Raw genomic sequence first — 24,999 nt, forward strand, 5'->3', positions numbered from 1 at the left:
AGGGCTAGCCCCCCCTGTGTGCCAGGCTGAAATGATTATTTTGCGAGCTTTGGCCCCTGTGGCTGGCTTTTAAGCTATCAGGGGCTGCTTTCACCCTATACACCCTGAAGATGAGATACTGTTTTACGCTTTTAGCACTGTTGGCTGCCGGCTACTTGTGTGCACAAGGGCAAAGCGCCCTCTCCCTCCCTTTTGAAGCCGACAGCAATACGACAGCGGCTTATCAGGAGGCGATACGTTTTTACGAGGATTTGGCCGTTGCTTACCCCGAGCTGCGCCTGCAGGCGCATGGCCAGACAGATGCCGGCTATCCGCTCCACTTGGCTGTGGTAGCCAAAGACGGAGCGTGGACGCCAGAACAAGCCCGGGCACAGGGCAAGATGGTCCTTTTTGTGAATAATGCCATCCACCCCGGTGAGCCTTGTGGGGTAGAGGCCACTATGCTGCTGTTGCGCAACCTGCTTCAGGGCCCCGATAAAAATGCTGTGCTCGAACGGCTCACCCTGGTTGCTATCCCCTTTTACAATATCGGGGGCGGCCTCAACCGGGGGGCGCACAGCCGTGCCAATCAAAACGGGCCTGCTGCTTATGGCTTTCGCGGCAACGCTAAAAACTTGGACCTAAACCGGGATTTTATTAAGTGTGACTCCCGCAATGCCCAGACCTTCAACCAATTATTTGCGTACTGGCAGCCCGATGTATTTGTAGACAACCATACTTCCAATGGGGCCGACTACCCCTATACCATGACCCTCATCCCCACTCAAAGCGACAAGCTGCACCCCAGCCTGGCGGGCTACCTTGATGAGCAGCTTGTGCCTCAGCTTTTTGCAGGCATGCAGGCTGACGGATGGGAGATGACGCCTTATGTATACGCCCGTACTACGCCGGACGAAGGGATCGCGGCCTTCCTTGACCTGCCGCGTTACTCCACAGGCTACGCCGCTCTGCACAATACGATTGGCTTTATGCCCGAAGCACATATGCTGAAGCCTTTCCGAGACCGGGTAGCGAGCACCTATGCTTTTATGGACAACCTCATCCGGATCATGTTGCAGGACCAGGCCGATATTCAGCATGCCCGGTCGGAGGCCATAGCTGATGTGGCCTCCCGTGATAGTTTTGCCCTCAACTGGGCATTAGACCCCGCCCGCTCTATGCCATTGCTGTTTAAGGGGTACGAGGCCAAATACAAAACGAGCGAGGTATCAGGCTTGCCGCGGCTCTATTACGACCGCACAGCCCCTTACGAAAAGGAAATCCCCCACTTTCGGTTTTACAATACCGTGAGCAAAGTAAGCCGGCCGGCAGCTTATGTTATCCCGCAGGCATACCAAGATGTTATCGACCGGTTGCGCTGGAACGGCGTGGAGCTGTACCGGCTAACGGAAGATGTAGTGTTGGACTGTGAGCAATACCGCATTGCCGGCTACAAAACAGTGAACGCGCCATACGAGGGCCACTATCTGCACCGGGAGGTGGAAGTAGAACGGCTGCAACAGCCTTGGGCTTACCGAAAAGGCGACTATGTGGTGCTGGCCAATCAAGCAGCCAACCGCTACATTGTGGAAACCTTGGAGCCCCAAGGGGCAGACTCCTTCTTCGCGTGGAATTTTTTTGACGGCATTCTGATGCAGAAGGAGCATTTTTCTGCCTATGTGTTTGAAGATAAAGCTGCTGCCATGCTAGCAGAAGACCCGTTGCTCAGGCAGGCTTTAGAAGAAAAAAGGGCAACAGATACCACCTTCGCCCAATCTGAACGGGCACAGCTCAACTTTGTTTACGAGCGTTCCCCCCACTATGAACCCACCTTCCGGCTTTATCCTGTGGCAAGGTTGAATACTGCAGAGGGGCTTCCGCTGGAGAAAAGCAGCGCAGAGTAATGCTGCCCGGGTTTGTAGTGGCCTACCTTGGCGCCACCCTGCTCATTGGCTGGTGGGCATCCCGGCGGGTGAAGAGTACACGCGACTTTGTCGTTGCAGGGCGCAACCTGCCAATGGTTGTGGCAGCCTCCGCCCTTTTCGCTACTTGGTTTGGCTCGGAGACCATATTAGGGGCAAGCGCGGAGTTTGTCGAGCACGGGCTGATCGGTGTGATAGAGGACCCTTTTGGCGCAGCTCTGTGCCTTTTTTTAGTTGGTGCATTGTATGCCCGCCCTCTGTACCGCTTGCAGGTACTTACCTTTAACGACTTTTTCCGCATCCGGTTCAGCCGTAGGGCAGAGCTTATCTCTGCGGTGTTCATGATACCGTCCTATTTTGGCTGGGTTGCAGCACAGCTGGTCGCTATGGCCATTTTGCTCAACGCCATCGCTGGGCTCACCTTGCTGCAAGGCATTGGTTTGTGCACGCTGATCGTGGTCTGTTATACCTATATTGGAGGGATGTGGGCGGTGTCGGTGACAGATTTTGTGCAAGCTATAATGATTGTAGCAGGCTTGTTGCTGCTGGCGTATCAGCTAGGGGCAGCAGCTGGCGGCCCAGCCCGGGTATTGGCCAGTGTGCCGGATGGGTTTTACCGGTTTTGGCCGAAAGGCGGCTGGCACAGCACCTTGCACTATATTGCGGCCTGGATAACGATAGGGCTGGGCTCCATCCCCCAGCAAGATGTATTTCAGCGAGTGATGGCAGCCCGGTCTGCACCTACGGCAGTACGCGCATCCTATCTTTCTGCCGTCCTTTATCTGACGATAGGCTTGATCCCTTTATTTATCGGGCTTTGTGCACGGTTGTTGTACCCGGAGGCCAGTACCCTTGAAGACAAGCAGTTGGTTTTGCCCTCCGTAGTGCTAGCCCACAGCAGTTTGTGGCTACAGGTATTGTTTTTTGGGGCACTGTTGTCGGCCATTCTGAGTACGACTTCAGGTGGCATGTTAGCGCCTGCAACAGTGATAGGGGAAAACTTGATAAAACCCTACTACCCGGGCATGAGCGACCGCCGGCTCTTGTACGCGATGCGGCTTTCGGTTGTAGGGGTTGCCCTTTGCTCAGCTGCATTGGCTGCAACAAGCCAGAACATCTACGAGCTGGTGGGCCAATCTTCTGCCCTGAGCCTGGTCAGCTTATTTGTCCCTCTGACAGCAGGCCTGTATTGGAAGAGGGCATCAAATGTAGGGGCACTCAGCGCTATCGTATTCGGCATGCTCACTTGGCTGTTCTGCGAATGGCAAGCTACCGCAGTGCCCAGCCTTATATATGGCGGCCTGGCGAGCACGGCTGCTATGATGGCTGGCAGCTGGTTTTTCCCAGACCGCAGTTTCGTTGCTTACCAATTAGCTGTTGGCGAGGCCAACTCCGTGGCGGGGCGGGCGTTAAACAATCAAAAGACCTAGGTTATGAGAGGGCATGTCTACTTTTTCCTCGCCATGGTGCTGTTGAGCGCTGGCTGTGCCAAACGCTTCAGCAGCCCCTTTGTGCAGCGCATGGTGCCGCCTGCACCTGACTACAGCCAAAGCCAGAGCTGGGCTGCCCTGCCATGGACGGACGATGCTGCCGACAACTGCCCGGATGGGCTCGAAGACAGACAGTCAGAGGCGCCGGCCGATGTCTTCTACATCCATCCTACCACCTATACTGGGCGTACGGCCGATGGGCGCTGGAACGGAGATGTGCAGGATGTGCAGCTCCGGCAAAAGACTTCAGAGCGCCCTATCCGCTTTCAGGCCAGTATTTTCAATGCTGCAGGCCGGGTATTTGCGCCTTTTTACCGCCAAGCCCATTTGCAGGCCTATTTTACGGAAGATACAGTCAGTGCGCGCCGGGCCTTTGCGCTAGCGTATGAAGACGTAGCCCGGTCATTTGAGTACTACCTGGAGTATTACAACGAAGGGCGGCCCATCATTATCGCTGCCCATAGCCAAGGGGCCACGCATGGTGAGCGCCTATTGAAAAACTTCTTTGATGGCAAGCCCCTGCAACAGCAGCTGATTGCGGCTTACCTGGTGGGCATGCCCATCAGAAGGACAGCCTTCGAAGTGCTGCAGCCTTGTGTAGATGAGCAGCAGACGGGCTGCTATGTAAGCTGGCGCACCTTCCGGAAAGGGGCTGCCCCAAGGCAGCAGGACACTACGGTTGTGGTGGTCAACCCTTTGACCTGGACTATGGGGGACACCCTGGCTCCGGCCTCAGCCAACCGGGGAGCTGTGCTCCGGCCGTTTGAAAAGGTACGCCCCGGGAATGTCAGCGCACAAGTACATGGGCCAGTTCTGTGGAGCAGCAAGCCTTCCTTTCCCGGCAGTTTCCTGCTCCGCCGCAAGAACTACCACATTGGAGATTACAATCTTTTCTATCTGGATGTCCGGGAAAATGCGGTGGTACGGTCCCGCGCTTTTTTCCAGCGGCGTTGAAGAAATCGTAAAAATGCGTAACTTTGATTTTCAGGCCAGCCAAAGGCAGAACAGTGCCCTGTCCTGACTACTGCATGTAAAGAGCTGTTATCAAGCTCATTTTCATTCCCCTTTATCAGCTGAAAGCTTAAGTTCATCCTCCAATGCCCACACCTCTACAAAACGGAGGTATGTGGCAATTGAGGCTTATTGTTCGTTGCTCCTTGTTTTGATAAATACGATTGGTGTGGACAAAGGCTGCTCTGGTTTACGAGCAGGGCAGCCGGTATTTGAACAGGATTGAAATACCTATTCAGGCCAACGCTTTGCGGATGAGCGCCCAAGCCGGGCGTTTAGGGCAAGCTCCTGAGCAATGACCACTAGCGCCTTAAAAGCTTGAACCTGCCAACCGGCTGTATAGCCGTATCTACCGGGGTTCGTACACGTTAGTGTTTGCAGCTTAATAATTGCCTCCCGCCGAAGCGTGATAAACACAAACTATGACAACATTAAACACCATTCAAGTTGCCGTGATCGATGATCATGAGGCTTTATTGGAGCAAATGTGCCGCACGCTCAAAGCGGAAGGGATCAACTGTGTACTTACCGCTCCAAGTGTGCCCTCTTTTTTTGAAAAATATGTGATGCTACAGCCCCAGCTCGACGTAATACTGCTCGATCTCGACCTGGGCGGCGTAGTGGACATATCCCACATACAGCAGTTGAAGCAGATGACCAGCGCGCCCAAAATTGTTATCGTGACTGGCTACAATGATGCCAGCCTTCTGGCGGAAGCCATCCGCATGGGGGCAGATGGCTACTTCGTCAAGCGCCCATCTCCCCAGCCTACTTTGCCAGAAGTAATCCGCCTGACCCACAAAGGCGGTGCTTACCTCGAGCCAGGAATTGCCTCACAGGTGTTGCAACAGCTGCGCTCACAGACTTCGATCGTCTCTATAGACCTGGCATCAATAGCCAGGCAATTGGGGCTGACGTTCTCCAAACGAGAGATAGAAGTATTGCACGGGCTTCTAGAAGAGCTCACCTACCAAGAAATAGGCGATAGCAATCATATATCCATCAACACGGTAAGGCATTATGTAAAGTCGCTTTACCAAAAGCTAGGGGTCAACAGCAGGGAGGAGCTCACCCTAAAATTACAGGGGTTTTAGATAATACTGGGATTTCGCCCTTCGGGCTGTATTTGCCAACGCCCATCCTGCCGTCATTTATGGTGGGCAAGCTGTTCCGCACAAAGTTCAAATAGGTTCGCTCCAAAAGTAGATCCTTAACCCGGACATAACCCAGATTTTCGTTTTTGGGGCCTGCTCCTGCCAGCGGGCAGGAGCCGCTATGCTACGGGGCTCGCTATCCGCTCGGCCCTATCGGGCTTGCCACCCCTTCGCAGCGCTAGTCCGATCCCATCCTATAGCCGATACAGCCTGAACGCTTTCGGCATTTCACATTACGCCCCAACATAGCTTTAAAAAGGCGCTTCTCTTTTGGTGGTGGAGGGCAGCCACAGGGTGACACTTACGCCCTTTCCTTCAAAGCTATCGATATGGAGGGCGCCACCTTGCCTACTGATGAGCTCATGAGCAAAGGTGAGCCCAAGGCCAGTGCCCGGCTCTCCCAATGTACCTGGCTGGGAGAAGTTTTTGCCCGGCTGCCGTATGGCTGCCAGCTCCTGTTCAGAGAGCCCTTTTCCTGAGTTGAAAATACGGATGGCACTGCGGCTTTGCTCCACGAAGTAGCTTATTTCAATTTTGCCTTTCACCGGCGTGAATTTCAGGGCATTGACCAAGATGTTCTGAAGCGCAATGGCCAGGCTGGGAAGATCGGCCGTGATCACAAGAGGCTTGGCAGGAGGCGGTTCTATTTTCAGCACAATCTGCTTAGCCTTAGCTGCCCCCTTGAGGATGGGCAGCAGCTGTGCTGCAAACTCAGGCAGGTCAACTGTCGAAGCGGCTGGCACGCCTTGTTTGCCGTGGCTGAGGTAATCGGTTTTCAAATCTTCCAAAGTACTGAAGAGAAGAAGGGTGCTTTGCTGTATGTGCTGTGCGAGCTTAGCAGCTCCCTCCCACTGGCCCGATTCGAGCGTTTTCACCAAGTGCGCGGTGGCTTGGTCGATCAGGAAGAGGTTGCCCCTGACCTCATGCCCAAGAATAGACATCATGCGGTCTTTTTCTTGGTTGAGCACCTGCAGGGCTTGGTTTTGTGAGAGTATGGTCTGTTGTTTAAGCTGGATTTCCGCAGTGCGCCGGGCCACTTCTTGCAGCAACATCTGCCGTTGTTTGCTCATGTGCTTTATCCTCAGCCTGGAAAAGCCATAGCCGAGCCCGGTCAGGGCAAGCGGCACGGCTATCCAAAACCAGATCATGAGGTAGAATGGTTTCCTGACCCGTACCGGTATGGCTAGGTGGCTGCTCTCAAACCAGGTTTCATTGAGCCGCCCTCTGACTTGCAGCGTATAGCTGCCATAGGGCAAGCCGCTGAGCACCACCTTGGGCCCGGCAATCGGCTGCCAGTCTTCAGATAGCCCTTCAAGGCGGTAGTCGTACTGGTAGGAGGTTTTTGGCAAATAGCTGGCCATACTGAAAGTGACGTGAGCGGCAGTTGAGGTACCATTGGAAAGCTCAATTTCGCCTGAGGAAACAAAGTCGGCTGTCGCATCCGTTATTTCCCCCCGGGCGTCGGGCCTGCCCAAAAAAGCAACAGACAGCTTTACTTCGCTTGAGGTAGGGAGAAAAGGGTATTCCCCAGGCTGGAAACTGCATGCACCATTGACGCCCCCTAAGAAAAGCTGGCCGTCTTGGGCTTTATAGGAGGAGGCAAAGTTGAACTCGTCTGCAGGCAGCCCGCTGACTTTTGAAAAGCTGCCTTTGTCCATATTGGTTGTAGACAGCCAGCCTAAGCCCAAGTTGGTAGGGAGCCAAAGCCTGCCCTGTTGGTCTTCATAAACGGCGTAGATGGTATTGTCCGGCAAGCCTGTTTTCTCTCGGGTATAAGCCGTTGTTTTGCTTTGCTGAGGCAGCCAAAGCAACAGCCCTTCTTCCTTAGTAGAAACCCAACAGCTGTCGGGCGAGCTCCAAAAGCTATGATTGACAGTGGCATGGATAGCTGGCTGGCTGCCGGTCTTGGGCTGCCCATCGATTGTGGCAGCGTATAGCCCTTTGGTAGTCCCTATCCACAAGGCACCTTGGAATTCTGAGATATGGCGCACTTGTTCGTTGTGCAGTTGGAAGGCCTCGTTGATAGCCGTACAGGGGCGCAGTTCACCGCATTGGGGGTCATAATAGTGCAGCCCATTGTGCGCGCCTGCCCAAATGGTGCCATTGGAGCTCTTGAAAAGGGAAAGGCAGGCAATGGGGCCTTGGCTTGTCGCCGGCATGTCGTATTGGCGGAGCAGCCGGAGCTTTTGGTCGAAGACCAAGATTTTCTCATAATGCCCGCCCACCCATATTTCGCCATCCTTCCCCCTACAGGTGCTGAGGAAAGGGGCATCGAGGCTGTCGGGAAAAGGGCTTGGGCTGATGCCTTGGGTGGCCATATTGCCGGTGTAAGAGCTCGCAATCAGCTCCCCGTCCGGCAGTTCCAAAAAAGCCCGCATGCTTTTGCCCAAGGTCGTTTTGTAAATGGTGAACGGGCTGGGCTGCACCAACAGCACATTGACCCGCGAATGGAAGTTGGCGTAGGCGACGCCATAGCCATCAAAAAAGATCTCCCCCTTGTGGGCGGTAGGCAGTATGTCATGTTGTTGGCCAGGAAAAAACGTTTTCCAGGAAAAGGCCTGCTCGCCTTTTGCTGTATAAACGAGCCAGTCATCTGGAGTGATGAGGTGGAGGCCGCCATTGGGTGAAATACCAAGCTTTATACCTTGGTGCACAGGGATTACAGCCCCTGAACCCAGCTGCAATGCATGAGATAGGCCGCCGCCTGCTTTGGCGATCAGCTGATGTACGTTTTCGCCCATGTAGGTGATGCTGTATGGAAATTGCACTGCGAGCTGCCCGCCAGGCAGAGGCTGCAGGGCAATAGCAGGGCAAGGGACAGGGATAGAATCAAGCGTATGGCCGTCAGGGCCCAGCCTCAGCAGTGCTGTTTTAGATTGTACCCAGAAGGACCGGCCAGGGCCAGGCACTACAATAGAGCGATTGCTTTGCCCAAATTGCCCATTCAGAATTTGCCGGAAGCCCTCTTCGGAGCTATAAGCATGAACCTCACCATTGCTTAGCAGCAGGTAAATGATATGCTCGCGTGCATACAGGTGGCGGATCTCTGCCGCCGTATGCCCCAGTTTAGGTGCGAGAAGGCTGTCGAAATCAACAACCTGCCCAGTTTGGGGCGAGTAGAGAAAGATTTCAGTTTGGCTATAAGAGCGCTGTGCCCCTGCAATCGTTTTATAGACGAACCGGCCCGCCCAAATCCGCCCGGCACCGTCTTCTGCAAGTATACCGTTAATTTGTGCGGGGTCCTGTTTAGGCGGCAGGGAAATGGGCTGAAAGCGGTCACCGTTGTAGCGGTTCAGTGCTGCATCTGTATAAATCCAAAGGCTGCCATTTTGGGCAAGCAGGCTTTGCTGAGGGTAAGCCCCATACAACCCGTCTTTGTAGCTCAAGGAATGCTGTATGCTATAGTGTGTCTGTGCCGACAGTGCCAGATAGCCTAAAGCTGAGGTAAGGAGGGCTAGTAGCAGCCTAATGTAGCGGGAGCCTTTCATTTTTATAGCTTAAGCAGAAGCAAACCCGGCAAGAGCTGCTACTTTGGCCGATTGGGCCTATTGATGAGCAAGGCTATGCCCAGAAGGCTCAAAGCCAATATCCCAGCGGTCAGGGCTGGGTGCCCCCACGCCTGCTGCCAAAGCACAGCAAGCGTGTCTGAAAAAAAATAGCCCACATTGCCCACAACGATGACCCATAGGGAAGTACTGATGAAACTGAGTAGGGCAAAGCGCTGTAAAGGGATGCGCACTATGCCAAACAAGGTAGGCAAAACGACCCTAAACCCATACATGAACCGGTAGCCCAGAAGGAGAAGCGTGCCCCGTTCTTCTACCATACCGGCCATTTGTGCAAAACGTGGCGCCAGCTTGGGGCGGCGCTCAAGGGCGGCCCTGCCGCCCTTCCTTCCGCTGAGGTAGAGCGACCAATCAACGGCTTGGGCGCCCAAGAAAACAGCTGCAAGGACGTAGTAAAAGTTGAGGTGGCCGCTACGTGTGGCTTGTACTGCAGTGACAAAAGCGACTTCGCCTTCTACCACAGCCCCCAGAAAAGCGCCTAAATATCCGATGGATTCCATTCCTTCAGGCATAACCAATTGATTTGTAGTGCAAAGGTGGCCATATTTACAGCCCTTTGCCAGTTTTGGGCGTTAAGTTTTAGTTATGCGGGGGAAGGTCGTCGTTGAAGCCTAGAGAGGGGTGATATCAAAACCCGCATCTTCTACAGCCTCTACGATAGCTTCCGGCCGGAGCTGCGCCCCTTTTACGGTCAGGGTCTTGTCCGGGCTGCTGGTGTCGACTTCCCATTGCTCTACCTCCTCCACATCGTTGAGGAAGCCCGTCACGGCACGGACACAGTTGCCGCAGTTGATGTTGGTCTTGAAAGTCAGTTGATCCATAAATCCGGTTGTTTGTGTAAGTGCTTCAATACATGGAGAACACCCGCTCTGCAGGCTTGGTTTTGCTTTTTGCCAGCGTAAGTTTTGCTTTTATGCCCGAAAGTTTTGACCTTCAGGCTGCTTATTACCAAACTGTTTTCTAATGGATGCCCCTTCCCCCGAAGCCCGCTACTATTTTGACGAAGCCATCCGTTATGAGGAGGCCGGGGATTTTTATCATGCGGTCAAATTGTACAAACGCACTATACGGGAAGCACCGGGCTGGGCGGCGCCCTGCCTTCGGCTCGGGCATTTCTATAAGTACCGGCAGGAGTGGAAGCCGAGCCTCTACTACAGCAAAAAAGGGATTGCAGCAGATGCTGGCAACCAACAAGCCTGGTGGGATGTGGGCATAGCTGCCACAGCCCTTGGCAAAGGCAAACTGGCCCGCCGCGTGTGGGATAAGTTTGGCGGAAGCGCCCGGTTGCAAGGGCTTGTTTCTGCAAGGATCAAGCAAGGCCGCAGCTGGGAGATTGTCGGGGTACAGCGCAGGGGGCCTGCTTCCGGGGTGGTACGGAGCGTGCCCCATCCTAAGAGCCAACGACGCTATGGCGACCTCATCTTGCTGGACAATATTGTGCAGGGGCATCATATTTCAGGAGCGTACCGCCTGCCGGTATACGAAGAGCTGGGCTTGCTCAAACGCTCACATTTTGTGGCTTTTTCCTGTCAATTATTGCTGGCTTCCACAGAAGATGTTAATTTACTGCACCAACTGTGCGCAGATAAGCTGCTGGGCTTTGAAGTGTGGGGCAATGCTTCCCGTACGCTGAGCTGGGCCTCTCCGGAGGGACAGGCTACTTTTTATCATCAGCCGCTAACCGAGCAACCGCCTGCTTTGCTGGTTGCTATAGCGGCACGCAGGGAGTCACAAGCCCAACGTGTACTACAGGATTGGTCTGTGATCACACTTAAGTCCTTTGACGGTTTTCAAGCGCACCACTAAGAATACACTTGGATCTCGTTATTATTGTAAATCAATGTTTTATAAACCTGGCTTCCTCACTAGATTTCCATTTAGCCCGCTAAGCTCAAATTTAGTGACTCCGCCAGGGCCCTGCCGGCCACCCCGGCACTACAGGTGGGTATAAATCCTTCATTTTCGGATAAAAGCTACTCCCAACAAGCGCTAAAAATTAACCTTGCCGGGCCTTCTTGCCCGGCTTATTGGAAAACCTTATGATTAAAATGCTTTCTGTGCTTTTCGGCACCCTTATGATGACGCTTCTGGCGTTCTCCTGCTCTCCTTCATCGAGCCAGGCACAACAACAGGGGGCGCCCCCTGCTGCAGCCAAGCCTTCCCCTGCTGACCCCGATTTTCAGATGGTGGCAGGTGAAAGGGCTGGAGCAGTATTCCCGCGCAGTACGCTGGCCAGCTTGAGGGAAACCTATGGTGCGGAGAACGTGATCGAGCAAACGGTGTACGTAGGCGAGGGCGAGGAGCGGGAAGGGCTGGCCTTATTCCCCGGGACCCCCAATGAACTGGAGATCGGGCTGCTCAATGGCCACCCGGAGTTCGTAAGGGCTTCGAAAACAGAAGGGCAGTGGTCGGCTGCAGGTATTAAGCCGGGCATGCCCCTTGCTGCGCTTGAGGCGCTCAATGGAGGCCCCTTCATGCTGTTTGGTTTTGAGTGGGACTACGGCGGCACTGTGATCAGCTGGGAAGGGGGCAATATACCAGCTGGTGTAATGGCCCGATTGGAGCACAGCAGTACGGGCGCCCTGCCTTCCGAGCTGTCTGGCAACAAGGAAATCCTTTCTCACCACCCCATGCTCAAAGAAATAGCGCCCACGGTACAGTCTGTGACGGTCCTTTTCAACCTGAGCCCGCTGCAATAGGGGCGGGGCTGCAGTTGCAATTTCTCACCACAATTGATAAAACCCTAATTTTCCATTATGATGACAGACCAACAACAACGACGCTTACAGGAGGTCATAGACCAAGGCTATTCTTTTGAAATCGGGCACCACATAGGCCGGGGCTTTGACTTTTTCAAGCGCAACATGGGCAGTTTTATCGGTTACATCGTAGTAGCCGGCCTGATTACTATAGTAGCCAGCCTGATCCCTTTTTTAGGGCAGCTGCTTGTCAGCCTGATCTTAACCCCTGCACTATTGTTAGGCGGCTATCTGGCAGCCCACCGCTCAGCGGAGGGCGAGCGCCTGGCTTTCGGCGATTTTTTCAAGGGCTTTGATTTTATCAGCCCGCTTATTCTGGCCACCTTGGCCAGCAACCTAATTATGGTGGCCAGCTTGATCCCATTCTTTCTTGTTGTCGGATCGGGAATTTTTGAATTTTACAGCATGGCTAGTGACCCGATTGGCATGGAGGCGGAGCTGCCGGACTTCCCTTGGTGGTCTTTTATCTTGGCACTGCCAGCCGTCTATTTCAGCGTGGCTTATAGTTGGGCTACCATGTTTATTGGCTTTTATGGGATGAGCTTTTGGGACGCCTTGGAGATGAGCCGGAAAATCATCACCAAGCGGTGGTTCCTTTACTTTGTATTTACGGTCATCCTAGGCTTTATGGTAGCCTTTAGCTTTTTGCTGTTGCTGGTAGGCGCCCTATTCGCCCTGCCCGTTCTGATTTGTGCACAGTACAGTGTGTTTGCAGAAGTGACGCAGCTCAATGCTAGCCAGGAGCAAGACATAACCGATCACTTGGTGGGCTAGGTTTTCCCAAAAAGGGATAAAGAGAAATATGGGGGCGCTGGCAAAGCTGGGGCCCCTATTGTTTTTCAAGGCTTGATAGGTGTAAAACAAAATGCCGCAGGCTTTCAAGCTTTTCGGGCTATAGCCCCAGGCATTGGCCTAGCGCTGCGCAGGGGTGGCCGAAGGCCAGACCCGACGCCTGTAGGGCGAGGGGCCGAGCGGACAGCGAGCCCCGTAGCATAGCGGCACCTGCCCTTCTGGCAGGGGCAGGCCCCTCTTCAGAGTAGGGGGCAGGCCTAAAGACGGCAATCTGATTTTCAACCCGCAAGGTGGATGCCCTTCTGTGCTGCCCATTCTGGTATCGGCTGCCCGCTCAGTGCTGCGGCCATGAGAGGAGGGAACTGCTCTGGCGTGCAGGCGAAACTGGGGATGCCCAAGGCAGCGAACTTTTCAGCCATGCCTTTGCTGAACGCGGGAGCGCCCTGATCATTGAGGGCAAGAAGCGCCACAAGGGTGGCGCCGTCCGATTTGAGCTGTGCTGCCCTGCGCAGGAGGTCTGCTTCCCGCCCGCCTTCGTACAAGTCTGAGATCAGTACGATGACGGTGTCCCGGGGCTGCCGTATGAGCTGTTGGGCATAGGCTATGGCCCGTGCGATATCGGTGCCGCCGCCCAACTGTGTGGCAAAGAGCAGGTCTACGGGGTCTTGGAGGTAGCTGCTCAGGTCTGCCACGCTAGTGTCGAAAGCGACGAAGTGAGTACGTATACTGCCGATGCTGGCCATGATGCAGCTTAGGATGCCGGCGTACACCACAGAGCTGGCCATAGACCCGCTTTGGTCAGAAAGGATGATGACCTCTTTGAGCTGATGGCGTTTGCGGCCGTAGCCCTGCAGCTGTTCCGGTATGATGGTTTTGTACTCGGGCTGGTAGTGCTTCAGGTTCGACAGGATGGTCCGGTTCCAATTGATTTCCTGCAGGCGTGGGCGCGGGTTGCGCGTAGCGCGGTTGAGGCTGCCCCTGATAGCCTGCTTGAGCGGGAACTCCAAGCGCTTTTCGAGCTGCTCGGCCACTTTCCTGACCACCATTCGCGCTGTGGATTTTGTTTTATCAGGGATGGCTTTGCTAAGGCTGAGCAGTGTGATGGCCAGCTCCACATCGGGCTCGAGGGTTTCGAGGAGCTCCGGCTCCATGAGCATACGCTCAAGGCCAAGACGGTGGAGGGCGTCCCGCTGCATGAGCTGTACCACAGGGGTAGGGAAATAAGTACGGATATCGCCAAGCCAGCGGTTGATATTGGGAGACGAGCTGCCAAGCCCACCGCTGCGGTCGCTATCGTAAAGCGCTTCCAAGACTTTGTCCATGCCACGGGCATCCCCTTTGAGCGGCACCCCGTTTTCGGGGTCTGCCTGCTTGCCGAGTATAAGGCGCCACCTTTCTATCCGTTCCTTATCCATGCGCTGAGGTTGAGAGGCCCCAATCATCAGCTGATGAGGCATTGTGTATCCGCAGAGTGTTAATTTTGGGGTATATCACCGAAAAACGGTAGCCCGGCTTGGGGGCTAACAAAGCCTTGTGCATTTTTGGCCTGCCAGGTGATATGCCGGGTTAAACATAACGATAGCCACCTATATATGCAAACTGTTGACCTGCTCATCCCAATTGTACTGGCACTGACCATGTTTGGCGTAGGCACTTCCTTGGATGTGGCCGACTTCAAGGCCATTTTTGCGCAGCCCCGCACGATAGCGCTCGGGCTAGTGCTGCAGATGGCTTTCCTCCCTGCTGTTGCTTTGGGGGCAGCGCTGTCCTTGCCCATTAGCCCAGCTTGGAAAATGGGGCTTTTTATCCTTGCCCTCTGCCCAGGCGGGGCTACTTCCAACTTTATTTCTTACCTGTTGGACCTGAAAACAGCCCTTTCGATAGCACTGACCTCCATCAACAGCCTGCTCATCCTTATCACCATCCCTCTCGGGGTGGAGCTTGGCAGCCGTTTGTTCCTGGAGGGGGGCACTGCCGTTAGCTTGTCCGTTGGGGATACCCTGGCCAATGTTTTGATGATGGTCTTGCTGCCGGTAGGGGCTGGCCTTTCCGTCAACCATTTTTTCAAGCGCATGACCACTCAGCTCAGGCAGCCCATCAAGGTGATCAGTACACTCCTGCTGGCAGCGGTGTTTGGCATTAAGTTTTTTGGAGGGCAGCAGAGCGGTGGCAGCGGGATACAGTGGGCAGACATTCAGGTCTTGGGGCCCGTCATGCTGGCTTTCCATGGGCTCACTATGGGCGGGAGCTATTGGCTGGCCGGCCGCCTGCGGACAGCGCCCCTCAATGGCGTCACTATTGCGATTGAAGTAGGGCTGCAGAATACCACCCTGGCACTGTTGGTCACTACTGTGATGCTGGGCAGCAATGAAATGGGAGAGCCGACACTGGTATATGCCATTTTCTCATTTTTCACCACCCTGCTTTTCGGCTACCTGGCTAAACGTTCGGCCGTGCGATCTTCCCAAAAACCACGGTAGTTCCCAAAATGGGAATAAAGATGTATAAAAATATTCATAATAATCAGGTAATCAGTTTTTTATGTTTTTGGCACAGGTTGTGCAATGGGATAGATGTTGGCAAACGTGCCACACGCCAAAGCTGTAAGATGACAACAAGCCCGCAAAACGCGGCTCACGAGATATATTGGTTTTTACAGCCTATTCAAGAAACAGGATAATGGGTTTTTAGGTGTTAGTCGGGAGAGTCCGGTCAATGGAATGATTCTTTACTGTTCAACTACACAAAGCTTAGCCACTTAGGTGAAGCCTTAATGAGAACGTTAACTTCCTTAAGGAAGACATCAGTAAGAAGATTTTCTTGGCATAGGCTCTCCCTTTTTTATTGCAGAATGCCAGATTGCTGTATAGCGCCTATGGTCTCTTTTGTCCGCTCCTCTAAGGCTCTGGCCAGCGCTCGGATTTTACCGACCGCCCGCTCCTCTGGCTTTTTCGCTTCTTCCTCTGTTTGCAGTGCCAATTGGAGTGCTGCTTCTGCTTTCAGTAGCTTCAGGCTTGACTTGAGCTTGTGTGCGGCTTGGTACATTGCGGCGTAATCTTCCTGTTCAATAGCTGCATTCAGGTAGCGCAAGGTCTGCGGCGTTTCTTGCAAGAACAAAGCCAAGATCTCTCTGATCATATCGGTGTCGCCGCCTACTAGTTCAGCCAAATCTTCGAGGTTGAACAACACATTTTTCTTGTGTTCAAAATCAGACATTTTAGGTTTATTTGCGCCCTTTTTAGGGGGCCAGGTTATATTGCCGTTGCAGTTTGCGGGCAGAGGTTTCAGCCGCTTTGCCGCTGGCATAGCTAAGTTATTAGTCAATAGGGCTGTTTCCGTACTGTCCCGAAAACCACCGCATACTTCAAGCTGAAATCCGCTACGGAGTACACGGAGTTTCACCCGAGAACCACAGTATTCTCCAAGGCACAAACCTCATTGTCGTTTTTCCACTGCCCCCTCCGTAAGGATAGGGGCCTGCCCCTGCCAGCGGGCAGGTGCCGCTATGCTCCGGGGCTCGCTATCCGCTCGGCCCCTCGCCCTACAGGCGTCGGGTCTGGCCTTCGGCCACCCCTGCGCAGCGCTAGGCCAATGCCAGGCTAACGCCCGGAAAGCATAACCACCTGCGACATTTTGGTTCACGCCCATTCTCCAAGCTTAAGCAGATTGTGCCCGACAGCTTTAAATCTGCTCCTTCTCTTCCTTCAACATCCGGTAGATGGTCGATTTCCCAATGTCGAGCTTGTCAGCCACCAATAAAACATCCTGATCGTACTTGTTCAGGAAATGCTGTATGATGCGCTTTTTGTATTCCTCTAGGGTAAGCTCTTTGGTCAGGAAGGCCTCCTCTTTTCTGATGCTCCGGAACTGAATATCCTCAGCGTTGATTTCATCCTCGCTCGCCATGACTGCAGCGAGCTCCATGATGGCCTTCAGCTCCCTGACGTTGCCTGGGAAATTGTAGCCCAATAATTTATTTTTAGCCTCTTTGGCCAGCTTCAGCGGGGGCAGGTGGTTTTGCTCCAGGAAGCTTTTCAAAAAGAAATGAGCCAAGAGTATGATATCGTGCCCGCGCTCCCTCAGAGGGGGCAGCTCTATGGTCAGCCCTAAAAGGCGGTAGTACAAGTCTTCCCTGAACCTCCCCTCTTTGACCTCCTGCGCGAGGTCACGGTGAGTTGCAATGATGATGCGCGCATCAAAAGGGATAGGCTCCTCCCCGCCTACTCGCGTGACCTCGCGCTCCTGAATAGCCCTGAGCAGTTTGGCCTGTAAGTTGAGGTCTACTTCCGCTATTTCGTCCAGGAAAAGCGTGCCGCCGTCCGAAAGCTCAAACTGCCCTTTCTTCCGGGCTATGGCTCCGGTGAAGGCGCCTTTCTCGTACCCAAAAAGCTCGCTTTCGAGGAGGTCTTTGGGGATCGCCCCCATATTCACCGCTACGAAAGGGGCATTCCTGCGTGGCGAATTGTAATGAATGCTTTTGGCGATCACTTCTTTGCCCGTGCCCGTTTCTCCATAAACAGAGACGGTGATGTTGGTCCGTACTGCTTTTTCCAGCAACCGGAAAACCCTTTGCATAGCTGGGCTGCCCCCGATCACGGAGCGGGTGAAATCGTACTTTGCCACCACCTCCTGCCGGAGCTGGTCCACTTCCTCTTCGAGGTCCAGCTTATTTTTGATATTCTGTATATGGCTTTCCAGCCGGGCGCGGAAATCTTTTTCCTTGGTAATGTAATCATAGGCCCCTTTGCGTGCCACCAAGTCTACAGCGATGTCAATATCCCGTTGGCCGGAAAGGATGACCACGTTGATGTGCTCGTCAAAAGCCTTGATGCGCATGAGCACCTCCTCCCCGGTCATATCTGGCAGGGAGTAATCCAAGGAAACGAAGTGGGGGCGGAGGTTGAGGTTATCGAGGCATTCCTGCCCTGTCGCAAAAGTATGGACTTCGTGGTCGGGGTTGAGCTCTAGGAAGTACCGGACCATCCGCTGATAGGTCGGGTCGTCTTCCACGATAAAAATTCTGAATGCAGTATTCATGGGTTGTGCACGACATTGTCCGCACTGTAGTAGATGTTAGACAAAGGTTATCCACGTACAGTTGGTGAGATGTAGTCAGGGGCAGCCCCCCGGGGTTTAGTTGAGATAGTACATCAGGTGCAATAAATACCTAGCCCTGATCAGCTTCAAATATACAGCTTCCCACCTTGAAATCATAGCGATAGCGCGTTTGGCCGCATGCAAGGCCAGCCCTTGGCCGAGTTTGGCACAGTTGTTGGAGTATACCTTTTGAAAATGTCCCTGCCGCTCTATAGCGGCAATACAGCCGGGGTGCCCCCCACAAGTCCCCGGGCCGGAATCATAAACCATCACTCCCAACCGATGAGGTGCAAAGGTGCAGGTACGCCCTGCCTTTGCCCCTACACCGTATTGCAAAAAAAATTAATTAACCATGCACACGCAATCCGACATCAGAACAACAACAGGCAGGTGGGGCCTCCTGCTCAGCACCATTTGGGCACTGCTGGCTTTAGGCCATGCCGAGCTGTTCGGGCAATGTGCCCAGCCTACCCTCTATCCGGCTACTTACAATTGTGACGGCTCGGTTACTGTGCGATGGTCGCCTTCTGCCGACGCAATATCCTACACGCTCGACCTCGAAGACATGAGCAATCCAGCCGTGGACGCGGTCAACATTACCGACACCATGGTCACAATTGCGCCAGGCTCCTTGCTGCCGGGTACAGACTACCCCTTCGCCCTTACCGCTAACTGCGGCAACAGCCTGGTCTCTTCTGTGCGGGATACCGTAATGGGCAGCCTAATACAAGACCTGCCGCCGGTACTGACGGTCTCCAACATTATGGGCACAAGCTGCCCCGATAGCTTTGATGGGCAATTTGACGTTACCGTAACGGATGCCGGTTGTGGGGCTTCCTATATTGTAGCTGTGGATGGCCAGGCGCAGACGGTGGCAGGCGGTGCCACAGCTACATTCTCCAGCTTGGGCGTAGGGGCATACAATATATCTTTAGCATTATCAACGGCCGGTGCTTGCCAGTACCGATCCGATTGTGTGGAAGCGGTTGCGGCTTCCGCCGAAATAGTATCCACCGATGCCACCCCTCCCACTATCGATGTGTTTACCAACCTGGCGGTAGCCCCGCCGGCTATGCAGTCCATCACACCGCCGGAAGGCGAATGTGGGTATCAGTTTGTTTGGCTGGTATTTACCGATGACAACTGCGCACCCCCCGCACTAGAGGTGAACGTAGCTACTTTTAGCGAAAATGCATCGGTATTTCCGGGAGGGAACGCCAACCTGACCTTTACAGGGAGCAATTACGTGCTCGAAGGGCATGCCGCGGTAGGGACCAATGTCATAGACTTGATCGCGACAGATGCCGATGGCAACCGTACGGATATCACTTATACCATAGAAGTGGTGGACAACCGGCCGCCTGTCATTCAAGGCCCGGTGGACATGCTGGTAGAAACCCCATCTTGCGACAATGATGTGCCCGTCAATTGGACGGTCTTCGCTATTGACAACTGTGATGCAGATCCACAACTGACACAGACGCAGGGCCCGGCATCCGGCTCTTACCTCACACCAGGCACCTATACCGTAGCCTATGAGGCTGCCGACGACTACGGCAATACAGCTACTTATGAGTTCGACCTCACCGTGGCACAGGGCGATAGCCCCGCGCCCGTAGTCGACATCAGTGGCAATACCAGTTTTAACATCCCATCTTGTGATTCTGAGGCTTTTGCCCTCTTTGCCGGTACGATCATCGATTGCAATATTTCGCCTACAGCCAACGTAGCCCAGGATATCAGCATTTCCGGTGCGCCCCTGTCTGTAGGGTATGTCAATGTACAAAGCGGCTTCGCTTACTTTGAGTGCTCAGGCGTGCTCACGCCCGGAGTTTACGGGCTGACCATCGATTACAAAGGGGTTACTGTTCAGAATGCCCTGATTGAAGTAACCCAAGAAGCGGATCAAGCCCCGGTGGTACAACTGCCCGGCAACCTTACCTATACGCTACCCGTTTGCCAGAGCGAGCTCCATGTCAATGCCAATATTTTAGTCTCCGATGATTGTGATCAGCCCGTAGACCCCGACCGCCTCACGGTGGCCTTCAATGGGCAGGAGATCCAACCCAACGGTACAGGCTCCGGAGCGGGCTTCTTTAGCTACACCCTCCTGCTCACCCCAGCTCTTGTAGGCAACGCCGAGCTATCTGCGACCTACACGGATGCTGCTGGGCAGGCTACTACGGTATCTGCAGATTTGGCTATCAATGCGGTCCGTGACGAGGAAGCTCCTGCCATCAGTTTCCCCAACCTCGATATTGTCCGCCACCTCAATGCTTGCGCAGACCCGGTACAGGAAATTTGTTTCCAGGCTTATGCCCAAGACAATTGCGATGGCAGCGTGCCGGTCTTGCTCCAAGTACAGCACGAAAACGGCAGCCTTTACCCTGTGACCAATACAGTAGGGAACACCTATTGTACGACCTTGCCCGTTGGTTCATTTGATGTGCTGGCCCGTGCCTCTGACAATCAAGGCAACCTCTCGGTTGGCGAGTTTGGCATTCAGATCACCCAAGATACCATGACGACGGTCAATCTGGCCTGCAACGATCAGATCAATGTCGTATTGGATGGCAATTGCAACCGGGCTATTACGCCCGATATGCTGCTGGAAGGCACTTTTGGCTGCCTGACGGCCGCAGACTTCCTCATCACCATCAACGATGAGCTGCCGGAAAATGGCCGCTTGGTCGATGGGCACGGCTTGTTCGAATACCATATCGCTCTGGTGCCTGGCACCAATGCCGGCCCGGGCTTCCTGCCCTGCTGGGGCAACATCCGCGCAACGGACAACCGTGCACCGGAAGTAGAAGCTCCTGCCAATACCAGCACTGGCCTTGTTGGCGGCTCAGGCGCTGTGATGACTGGGCTGTTCGGAGCAGAGAGCGCTGCATTTAACCCCTCTTTGCACGCCTGCCTCTCCGCAGATTTCCCCGGCAATGCTGTACGCCCGTATGAAGTTTACCCTTTTGAAGTGACTGCCGATGGCTATTATACCTTCCTGCTAGAGCCGGGTTTGGCTACAGGCGGGGTTGGTATGGCCCTCGTTCAGGGCGAAACCCTCAATATGAACCTACTTTGTGCCAGTGTCATGGCCCAGGCAGGCCCTGCCGATACCACAGTGCTGGCTTCTGGAGCCCGGGCCACTCAGCTTACCCTCCCGCTGGAAAGCGGCAAGGCATACCATCTGCTGGTCATTGGAGAACAGGCAGGGGCATCTGGACATTTCAGCTCCCATGTCTTAAGCCACGGGGGCGGCCAAATATCCACTACAGGCAACGGGGCAGAGGCACAAGCCTGGGCGCCAGAGGCAGTGGCTTTCGAAGTCCCCCTCTTTTGTACCGATCTGGATGCCCTCATAGATAACCCTGAAAGCCTTGACCTCACCGGAGCTCCACTGATTATTGACAATTGTGAGGAAGTAAGTATAGCCTTTGAAGATCAGGTAGCAGAGGGCAACGATTGTTCCAACACCACAATCACCCGCACCTTTGAAATTACGGATATGGCAGGCAATCAGGCTACTGCTGTACAAGCCATTACGCTTAGCCCATCGGATGATCTTGGGCTGGTGAATAGGCCCCCGAATAATATAGAAATCTCTTGTGACGAAGTTGTGGAAACCCTGCCAAATGGCTACCCTACACCTTTGGTGACCGGCTACCCTTTCATCAATACGGTATCAGGGATAGTGACGCTGCAGCAGGCGCAATGCAACTTGGCTGCCACTTATCAGGATGGCCCGCGCATCGACGTCTGCTCCGGCACGTACAAGTTCACACGCACCTGGCAAGTATTTGACTGGTGCACGCCTGGAGCGCAGGTTGCCTTTCAACAGTGGGTCAAGGTCGGCGACTTTTCGCCGCCCGCTATCAGTGCCCCTGAGATAGATTACAACAACGATGGGCAAGCTGATACGCCAGTCTTTTCTGCCAGCCCTTTCAGCTGTGCAGCCACCTTCAGCGCCCCCCTCCCGGTAGTAGGGGAAACCTGCTCTGATTTCACCGTTTTCACGGAAGTGATGGTAGCACAGTCAGACAGCCTTTTCGACCTGAACGGGCAGTTCACAGGCATTAATACAGACACGGTCGTTGTCAAAACCATTCCTGCCAATGCGAGCAGCCGTATTGTTTCCTCCCTGCCCCTAGGCCATTATTTCTTCCGCTACCGGGTAGATGACGACTGCGGCAATTCGGCGACTGCGCTCTTCCCTTTTGAGGTGGTAGACGATGTTGCTCCCGTTGCGGTATGCGACCAAGGCTTAGTGGTGAGCATAGGCGGCAATAATTTCGGCCGGCTATTTGCTGCAGATGTAGACAATGGATCTTCTGATAACTGCGGGATTGAAAATATCGCGATCCGCAGGGATAACTTCAACAGCGAGACAGGAGAATGCGGCAGCCAATGGTCCAATTTTGGCCCCTATGTAGACTTTCACTGTTGTGACGTAGGCGAGCCCGTCATGGTAGAGATACGCGTAGTGGATGAAGCAGGCCATGCGAACACCTGCATGGTGCAAATTGTAGCAGAAGAAAAAATCAAACCGACCTGCGTGGCGCCCGAAAACAAAGCCATTGATTGTACCAGCCTGCCATTTGGGTTCGACCCCGAAAACCAAGCTCAACTGCAAGCCTTGTTCGGTTTGCCCTCTGCTCAGGACAACTGTGGCGCTAAGGCTTCGGAGCTGCAGCCAACGGCCAATATCGCCTGTGACACTGGATTTATCATCCGGCGGTTCGAAGCGGTGGACAATTATGGCAACATCAGTGAGAATACCTGCCAGCAGACAGTGACCATCAATGCAGTGCACAATTACGAAATCCGCTTCCCAGCAGACAGCGAAGCCGTTTGTGGCGTTGCGCAGGCAGACACCGTCACAACCAACAACATCGGCTGCGATGTGCTGGCGGTGAGCTTTGAAGACGAAATATTTGAGCCGGCCAATGGAGAATGTTACCGCATCTACCGTACTTGGCGCGTCATCAACTGGTGCCAGTACGATGGCATCAGCGAGCCCTTCTTGGTCAGCCGGGATACCGATTGCGACACCCAAATGGGCGAAGAGCCTGTCTATGTCTTGCACCGCCCTGACGGGTTCACCTACATCGACCGGGATACGGACGAGACAGAGGGCAATAACAACCCGCTGGCCAGCGAAAACCTCTGCCAAGGTTTTGATGACTATTGGCAAAGGGCTGATTACAACGGTGGTTTTTACCAGTACACTCAGGTCATTGCTGTAAACGATGAAGGGGCGCCAACCATTTCCGCCCAGCCAGCCAGCCCATTCTGTAGCCTAGACAACGAGTCTTGCGAAGGGCAGGTCAATGTGGCGTTCTCTGTATCAGACGACTGCATTGCAGCAGGCAGCAGCGTAGTGGAAGTGCGGGTTTTTTACGATGCTTTCAATGACGGCTTGATCGACACAGAGCTGACTATGACCGGTGCCATAGCTGGCACTTACCCTGATTTCACCATCACGGGAGCTTTCCCGGTGGGGGCGCACCGGTTTGAGGTGAGGGCAAGCGATGGCTGCGGAAATACTGCAGTGGAGAATATCCCCTTTGAAGTAGAAGACTGCGTCGTCCCCTCCGTGCCCTGCCTCAATGGGCTGGTGGTAGAGCTCAGCCCATTTGACAGCAATGGCGATGGCGTGCCAGACGCTGGCATGGGGCAGATCTTTGCTCAAACGTTTGTGGTAGGGATGGTCGATGATTGTTCTGGGCCAGTATCCTTTTCCATCAACCGCCTGGGCGAACAGCCTTCTCCAAACCATGCTTCCCTCCTGTTCAACTGCCAAGATACAGGGCTGGTGGAAGTAGAAATCCATGCTTATGACCTGGCCGGCAACAGCAACAACTGTGAGACCTTCCTGTTTGTGCAGGACAACCTTGGGCTATGTGACGATGGCTTTGGTGCCCCCACAGCAGCGGCGGCAGGGGCCATCACCACAGAAGCCGGGGCGCACGTTGAGGAGGTGGAAGTCAATCTGAGCGGTCAGAATGGCGGGTGGCTCGTAACTGGCGCAGATGGCAGCTTTGCTTTCGAAGGGCTGGTGCCAGGGCAGGATTATACCCTCACGCCACAGCGCGATGGGGATGACCTCAACGGCGTATCCACCTTTGACCTTCTGCTCATCCACAAGCACATCTTGGGCGTACAGCCGTTCAGCACCCCTTATCAGCGCATTGCAGCGGATGTCAATAACTCGGGCGGCATTACTACGCTTGACCTGATCACCTTGCGCAAGCTCATCCTTGGCAACGACCTAGAACTGTCGAACAACAGCAGTTGGCGTTTTGTAGAAGCAGATTATGTATTCCCCAACCCCGCTGACCCTTGGCAGGAGGTGTTCCCCGAAGTATACAACATCAATGACATTCCGGCATCCGGTATTGGCGGTGCCAACTTTGTAGCTATCAAAATAGGGGATGTCTCAGGGGATGTACAGGCCAACAACCTCTTGGGGCTGGAACAGCGCAGTACCGCCGGGCTTTTTGCCCTCGAAGTGCAAGATCAGCTGTTGGAGCGCGGGGCCGTTTATACCCTGCCCGTTTATGCCACAGATTTGGCAACGGTAAGTGGCTTCCAGGGCACGCTCTCCTTTGTGCGGGCTAAGGCCGAGCTGCTCGATATTCAGCCAGGGCGCCTAAGCCTTGACCACCTGGGCACTGCTTTCCTCGGCCAGGGCATGCTCACGATGAGCTGGAATGAGGAAAACACAAGCTGGGCCGCTTCCTCAGAGGAGGGCGTACTGTTTGAGCTCACCTTCCGCGCCCGGGAAGATATATGGACAAGCGAACTGCTGAGGGTCAGCTCGAGGGTGACACTGGCTGAGGCTTATGCAAAAGCCGGCGGGCTGCTCGATCTTGACCTCCGCTTCTCTGGCCAGACAGCCCCTCAATCCGCAGGGCGCTTTGAGCTGCACCAAAACCAGCCCAACCCATTCCGGGACGAGACGCAGATCAACTTCGAGCTGCCTGAGCCTGGGCCTGTACAGCTCATTATCAGCGACGTAGCCGGCAGGGTAGTCAAAGTGCTCGAACAAGATGGGCAGCAGGGTATGAATACGCTGACCCTCAGCTACATGGGGCTTCCTGCAGGCGTACTCCAATACAGCCTGCGCTCCGGCAGCCACTTTGCCACTCGCCGAATGATGATTTTGGCAGACTAGACCGTCTGTTTACGATATAAAGTGTTTCATGATGATGCCCCGGAAGGTTTTTCGC

The 24,999-nt window shown here is 54.2% G+C and carries 15 protein-coding genes; 9 read left to right on the forward strand and 6 right to left on the reverse strand.

Translation table 11 applies throughout. The annotated features are described in order from the left end of the window. Positions 1-110: 110 nt before the first annotated feature. The 4 genes from FRY97_RS14145 to FRY97_RS14160 all read left to right on the forward strand — a co-directional run bounded on the left by FRY97_RS14145 (position 111) and on the right by FRY97_RS14160 (position 5,496). Positions 111-1,883, forward strand: coding sequence for a M14 family zinc carboxypeptidase (locus FRY97_RS14145; protein ID WP_147168204.1), 1,773 nt, complete (start codon positions 111-113; stop codon positions 1,881-1,883). Next, complete coding sequence (locus FRY97_RS14150; RefSeq protein ID WP_147168205.1) at positions 1,883-3,331, forward strand: sodium:solute symporter family protein; 1,449 nt, start codon at positions 1,883-1,885, stop codon at positions 3,329-3,331. Before FRY97_RS14145 ends, FRY97_RS14150 begins: the two co-directional genes overlap by 1 nt. Positions 3,332-3,334: 3 nt before the next feature. Continuing rightward, entirely contained in the window at positions 3,335-4,345 is a 1,011-nt protein-coding gene (locus FRY97_RS14155; RefSeq protein WP_147168206.1) for a DUF3089 domain-containing protein, read from the forward strand. 479 nt (positions 4,346-4,824) lie between these two features. Beyond that, entirely contained in the window at positions 4,825-5,496 is a 672-nt protein-coding gene (locus FRY97_RS14160) for a response regulator transcription factor (protein WP_147168207.1), read from the forward strand. A 311-nt stretch (positions 5,497-5,807) separates the two neighbouring features. On the opposite strand, the gene FRY97_RS14165 is transcribed toward FRY97_RS14160, so the two are convergent. The 3 genes from FRY97_RS14165 to FRY97_RS14175 all read right to left on the reverse strand — a co-directional run bounded on the left by FRY97_RS14165 (position 5,808) and on the right by FRY97_RS14175 (position 9,943). Next, positions 5,808-9,044, reverse strand: a complete 3,237-nt coding sequence (locus FRY97_RS14165; RefSeq protein WP_147168208.1) for a sensor histidine kinase — start codon at positions 9,042-9,044, stop codon at positions 5,808-5,810. Between the two features lie 38 nt (positions 9,045-9,082). Continuing rightward, positions 9,083-9,634 carry a DedA family protein gene (locus tag FRY97_RS14170; RefSeq protein WP_147168209.1) on the reverse strand — a complete coding sequence of 184 codons (552 nt, stop codon included), beginning with the start codon at positions 9,632-9,634 and terminating at the stop codon, positions 9,083-9,085. 99 nt (positions 9,635-9,733) lie between these two features. Further along, on the reverse strand, positions 9,734-9,943 hold the full coding sequence (locus tag FRY97_RS14175; protein ID WP_147168210.1) for a heavy-metal-associated domain-containing protein: 210 nt from the start codon (positions 9,941-9,943) through the stop codon (positions 9,734-9,736). Between the two features lie 142 nt (positions 9,944-10,085). Between FRY97_RS14175 and FRY97_RS14180 the strand changes: the two genes are divergently transcribed. From FRY97_RS14180 to FRY97_RS14190, 3 genes are all read left to right on the forward strand, one after another. Next, entirely contained in the window at positions 10,086-10,928 is an 843-nt protein-coding gene (locus FRY97_RS14180; protein ID WP_147168211.1) for a tetratricopeptide repeat protein, read from the forward strand. Between the two features lie 233 nt (positions 10,929-11,161). Next, the gene (locus tag FRY97_RS14185) at positions 11,162-11,821 is read left to right on the forward strand and encodes a hypothetical protein (protein ID WP_147168212.1); all 660 of its coding nucleotides are present in this window, start codon (positions 11,162-11,164) and stop codon (positions 11,819-11,821) included. A 57-nt stretch (positions 11,822-11,878) separates the two neighbouring features. Then, on the forward strand, positions 11,879-12,655 hold the full coding sequence (locus FRY97_RS14190) for a hypothetical protein (protein WP_147168213.1): 777 nt from the start codon (positions 11,879-11,881) through the stop codon (positions 12,653-12,655). 296 nt (positions 12,656-12,951) lie between these two features. Here FRY97_RS14190 and FRY97_RS14200 read toward each other — a convergent pair whose 3' ends face one another. Continuing rightward, positions 12,952-14,088, reverse strand: a complete 1,137-nt coding sequence (locus FRY97_RS14200; protein WP_147168215.1) for a VWA domain-containing protein — start codon at positions 14,086-14,088, stop codon at positions 12,952-12,954. A gap of 177 nt (positions 14,089-14,265) precedes the next feature. On the opposite strand from FRY97_RS14200, the gene FRY97_RS14205 reads away from it, so the two are divergent. Continuing rightward, a complete protein-coding gene (locus FRY97_RS14205; protein ID WP_147168216.1) occupies positions 14,266-15,153 on the forward strand; it encodes a bile acid:sodium symporter family protein in 888 nt (295 codons plus the stop codon). A 361-nt stretch (positions 15,154-15,514) separates the two neighbouring features. On the opposite strand, the gene FRY97_RS14210 is transcribed toward FRY97_RS14205, so the two are convergent. Then, complete coding sequence (locus FRY97_RS14210) at positions 15,515-15,889, reverse strand: Hpt domain-containing protein (protein WP_170254653.1); 375 nt, start codon at positions 15,887-15,889, stop codon at positions 15,515-15,517. 465 nt (positions 15,890-16,354) lie between these two features. After that, complete coding sequence (locus FRY97_RS14215; RefSeq protein ID WP_147168218.1) at positions 16,355-17,710, reverse strand: sigma-54-dependent transcriptional regulator; 1,356 nt, start codon at positions 17,708-17,710, stop codon at positions 16,355-16,357. 412 nt (positions 17,711-18,122) lie between these two features. On the opposite strand from FRY97_RS14215, the gene FRY97_RS14220 reads away from it, so the two are divergent. After that, positions 18,123-24,944: a T9SS type A sorting domain-containing protein gene (locus tag FRY97_RS14220; RefSeq protein ID WP_147168219.1), complete on the forward strand. Its 6,822-nt coding sequence runs from the start codon at positions 18,123-18,125 to the stop codon at positions 24,942-24,944. The last annotated feature ends 55 nt before the right edge of the window (positions 24,945-24,999 follow it).

Source organism: Phaeodactylibacter luteus (assembly GCF_007993045.1).
GTDB lineage: Bacteria > Bacteroidota > Bacteroidia > Chitinophagales > Saprospiraceae > Phaeodactylibacter > Phaeodactylibacter luteus.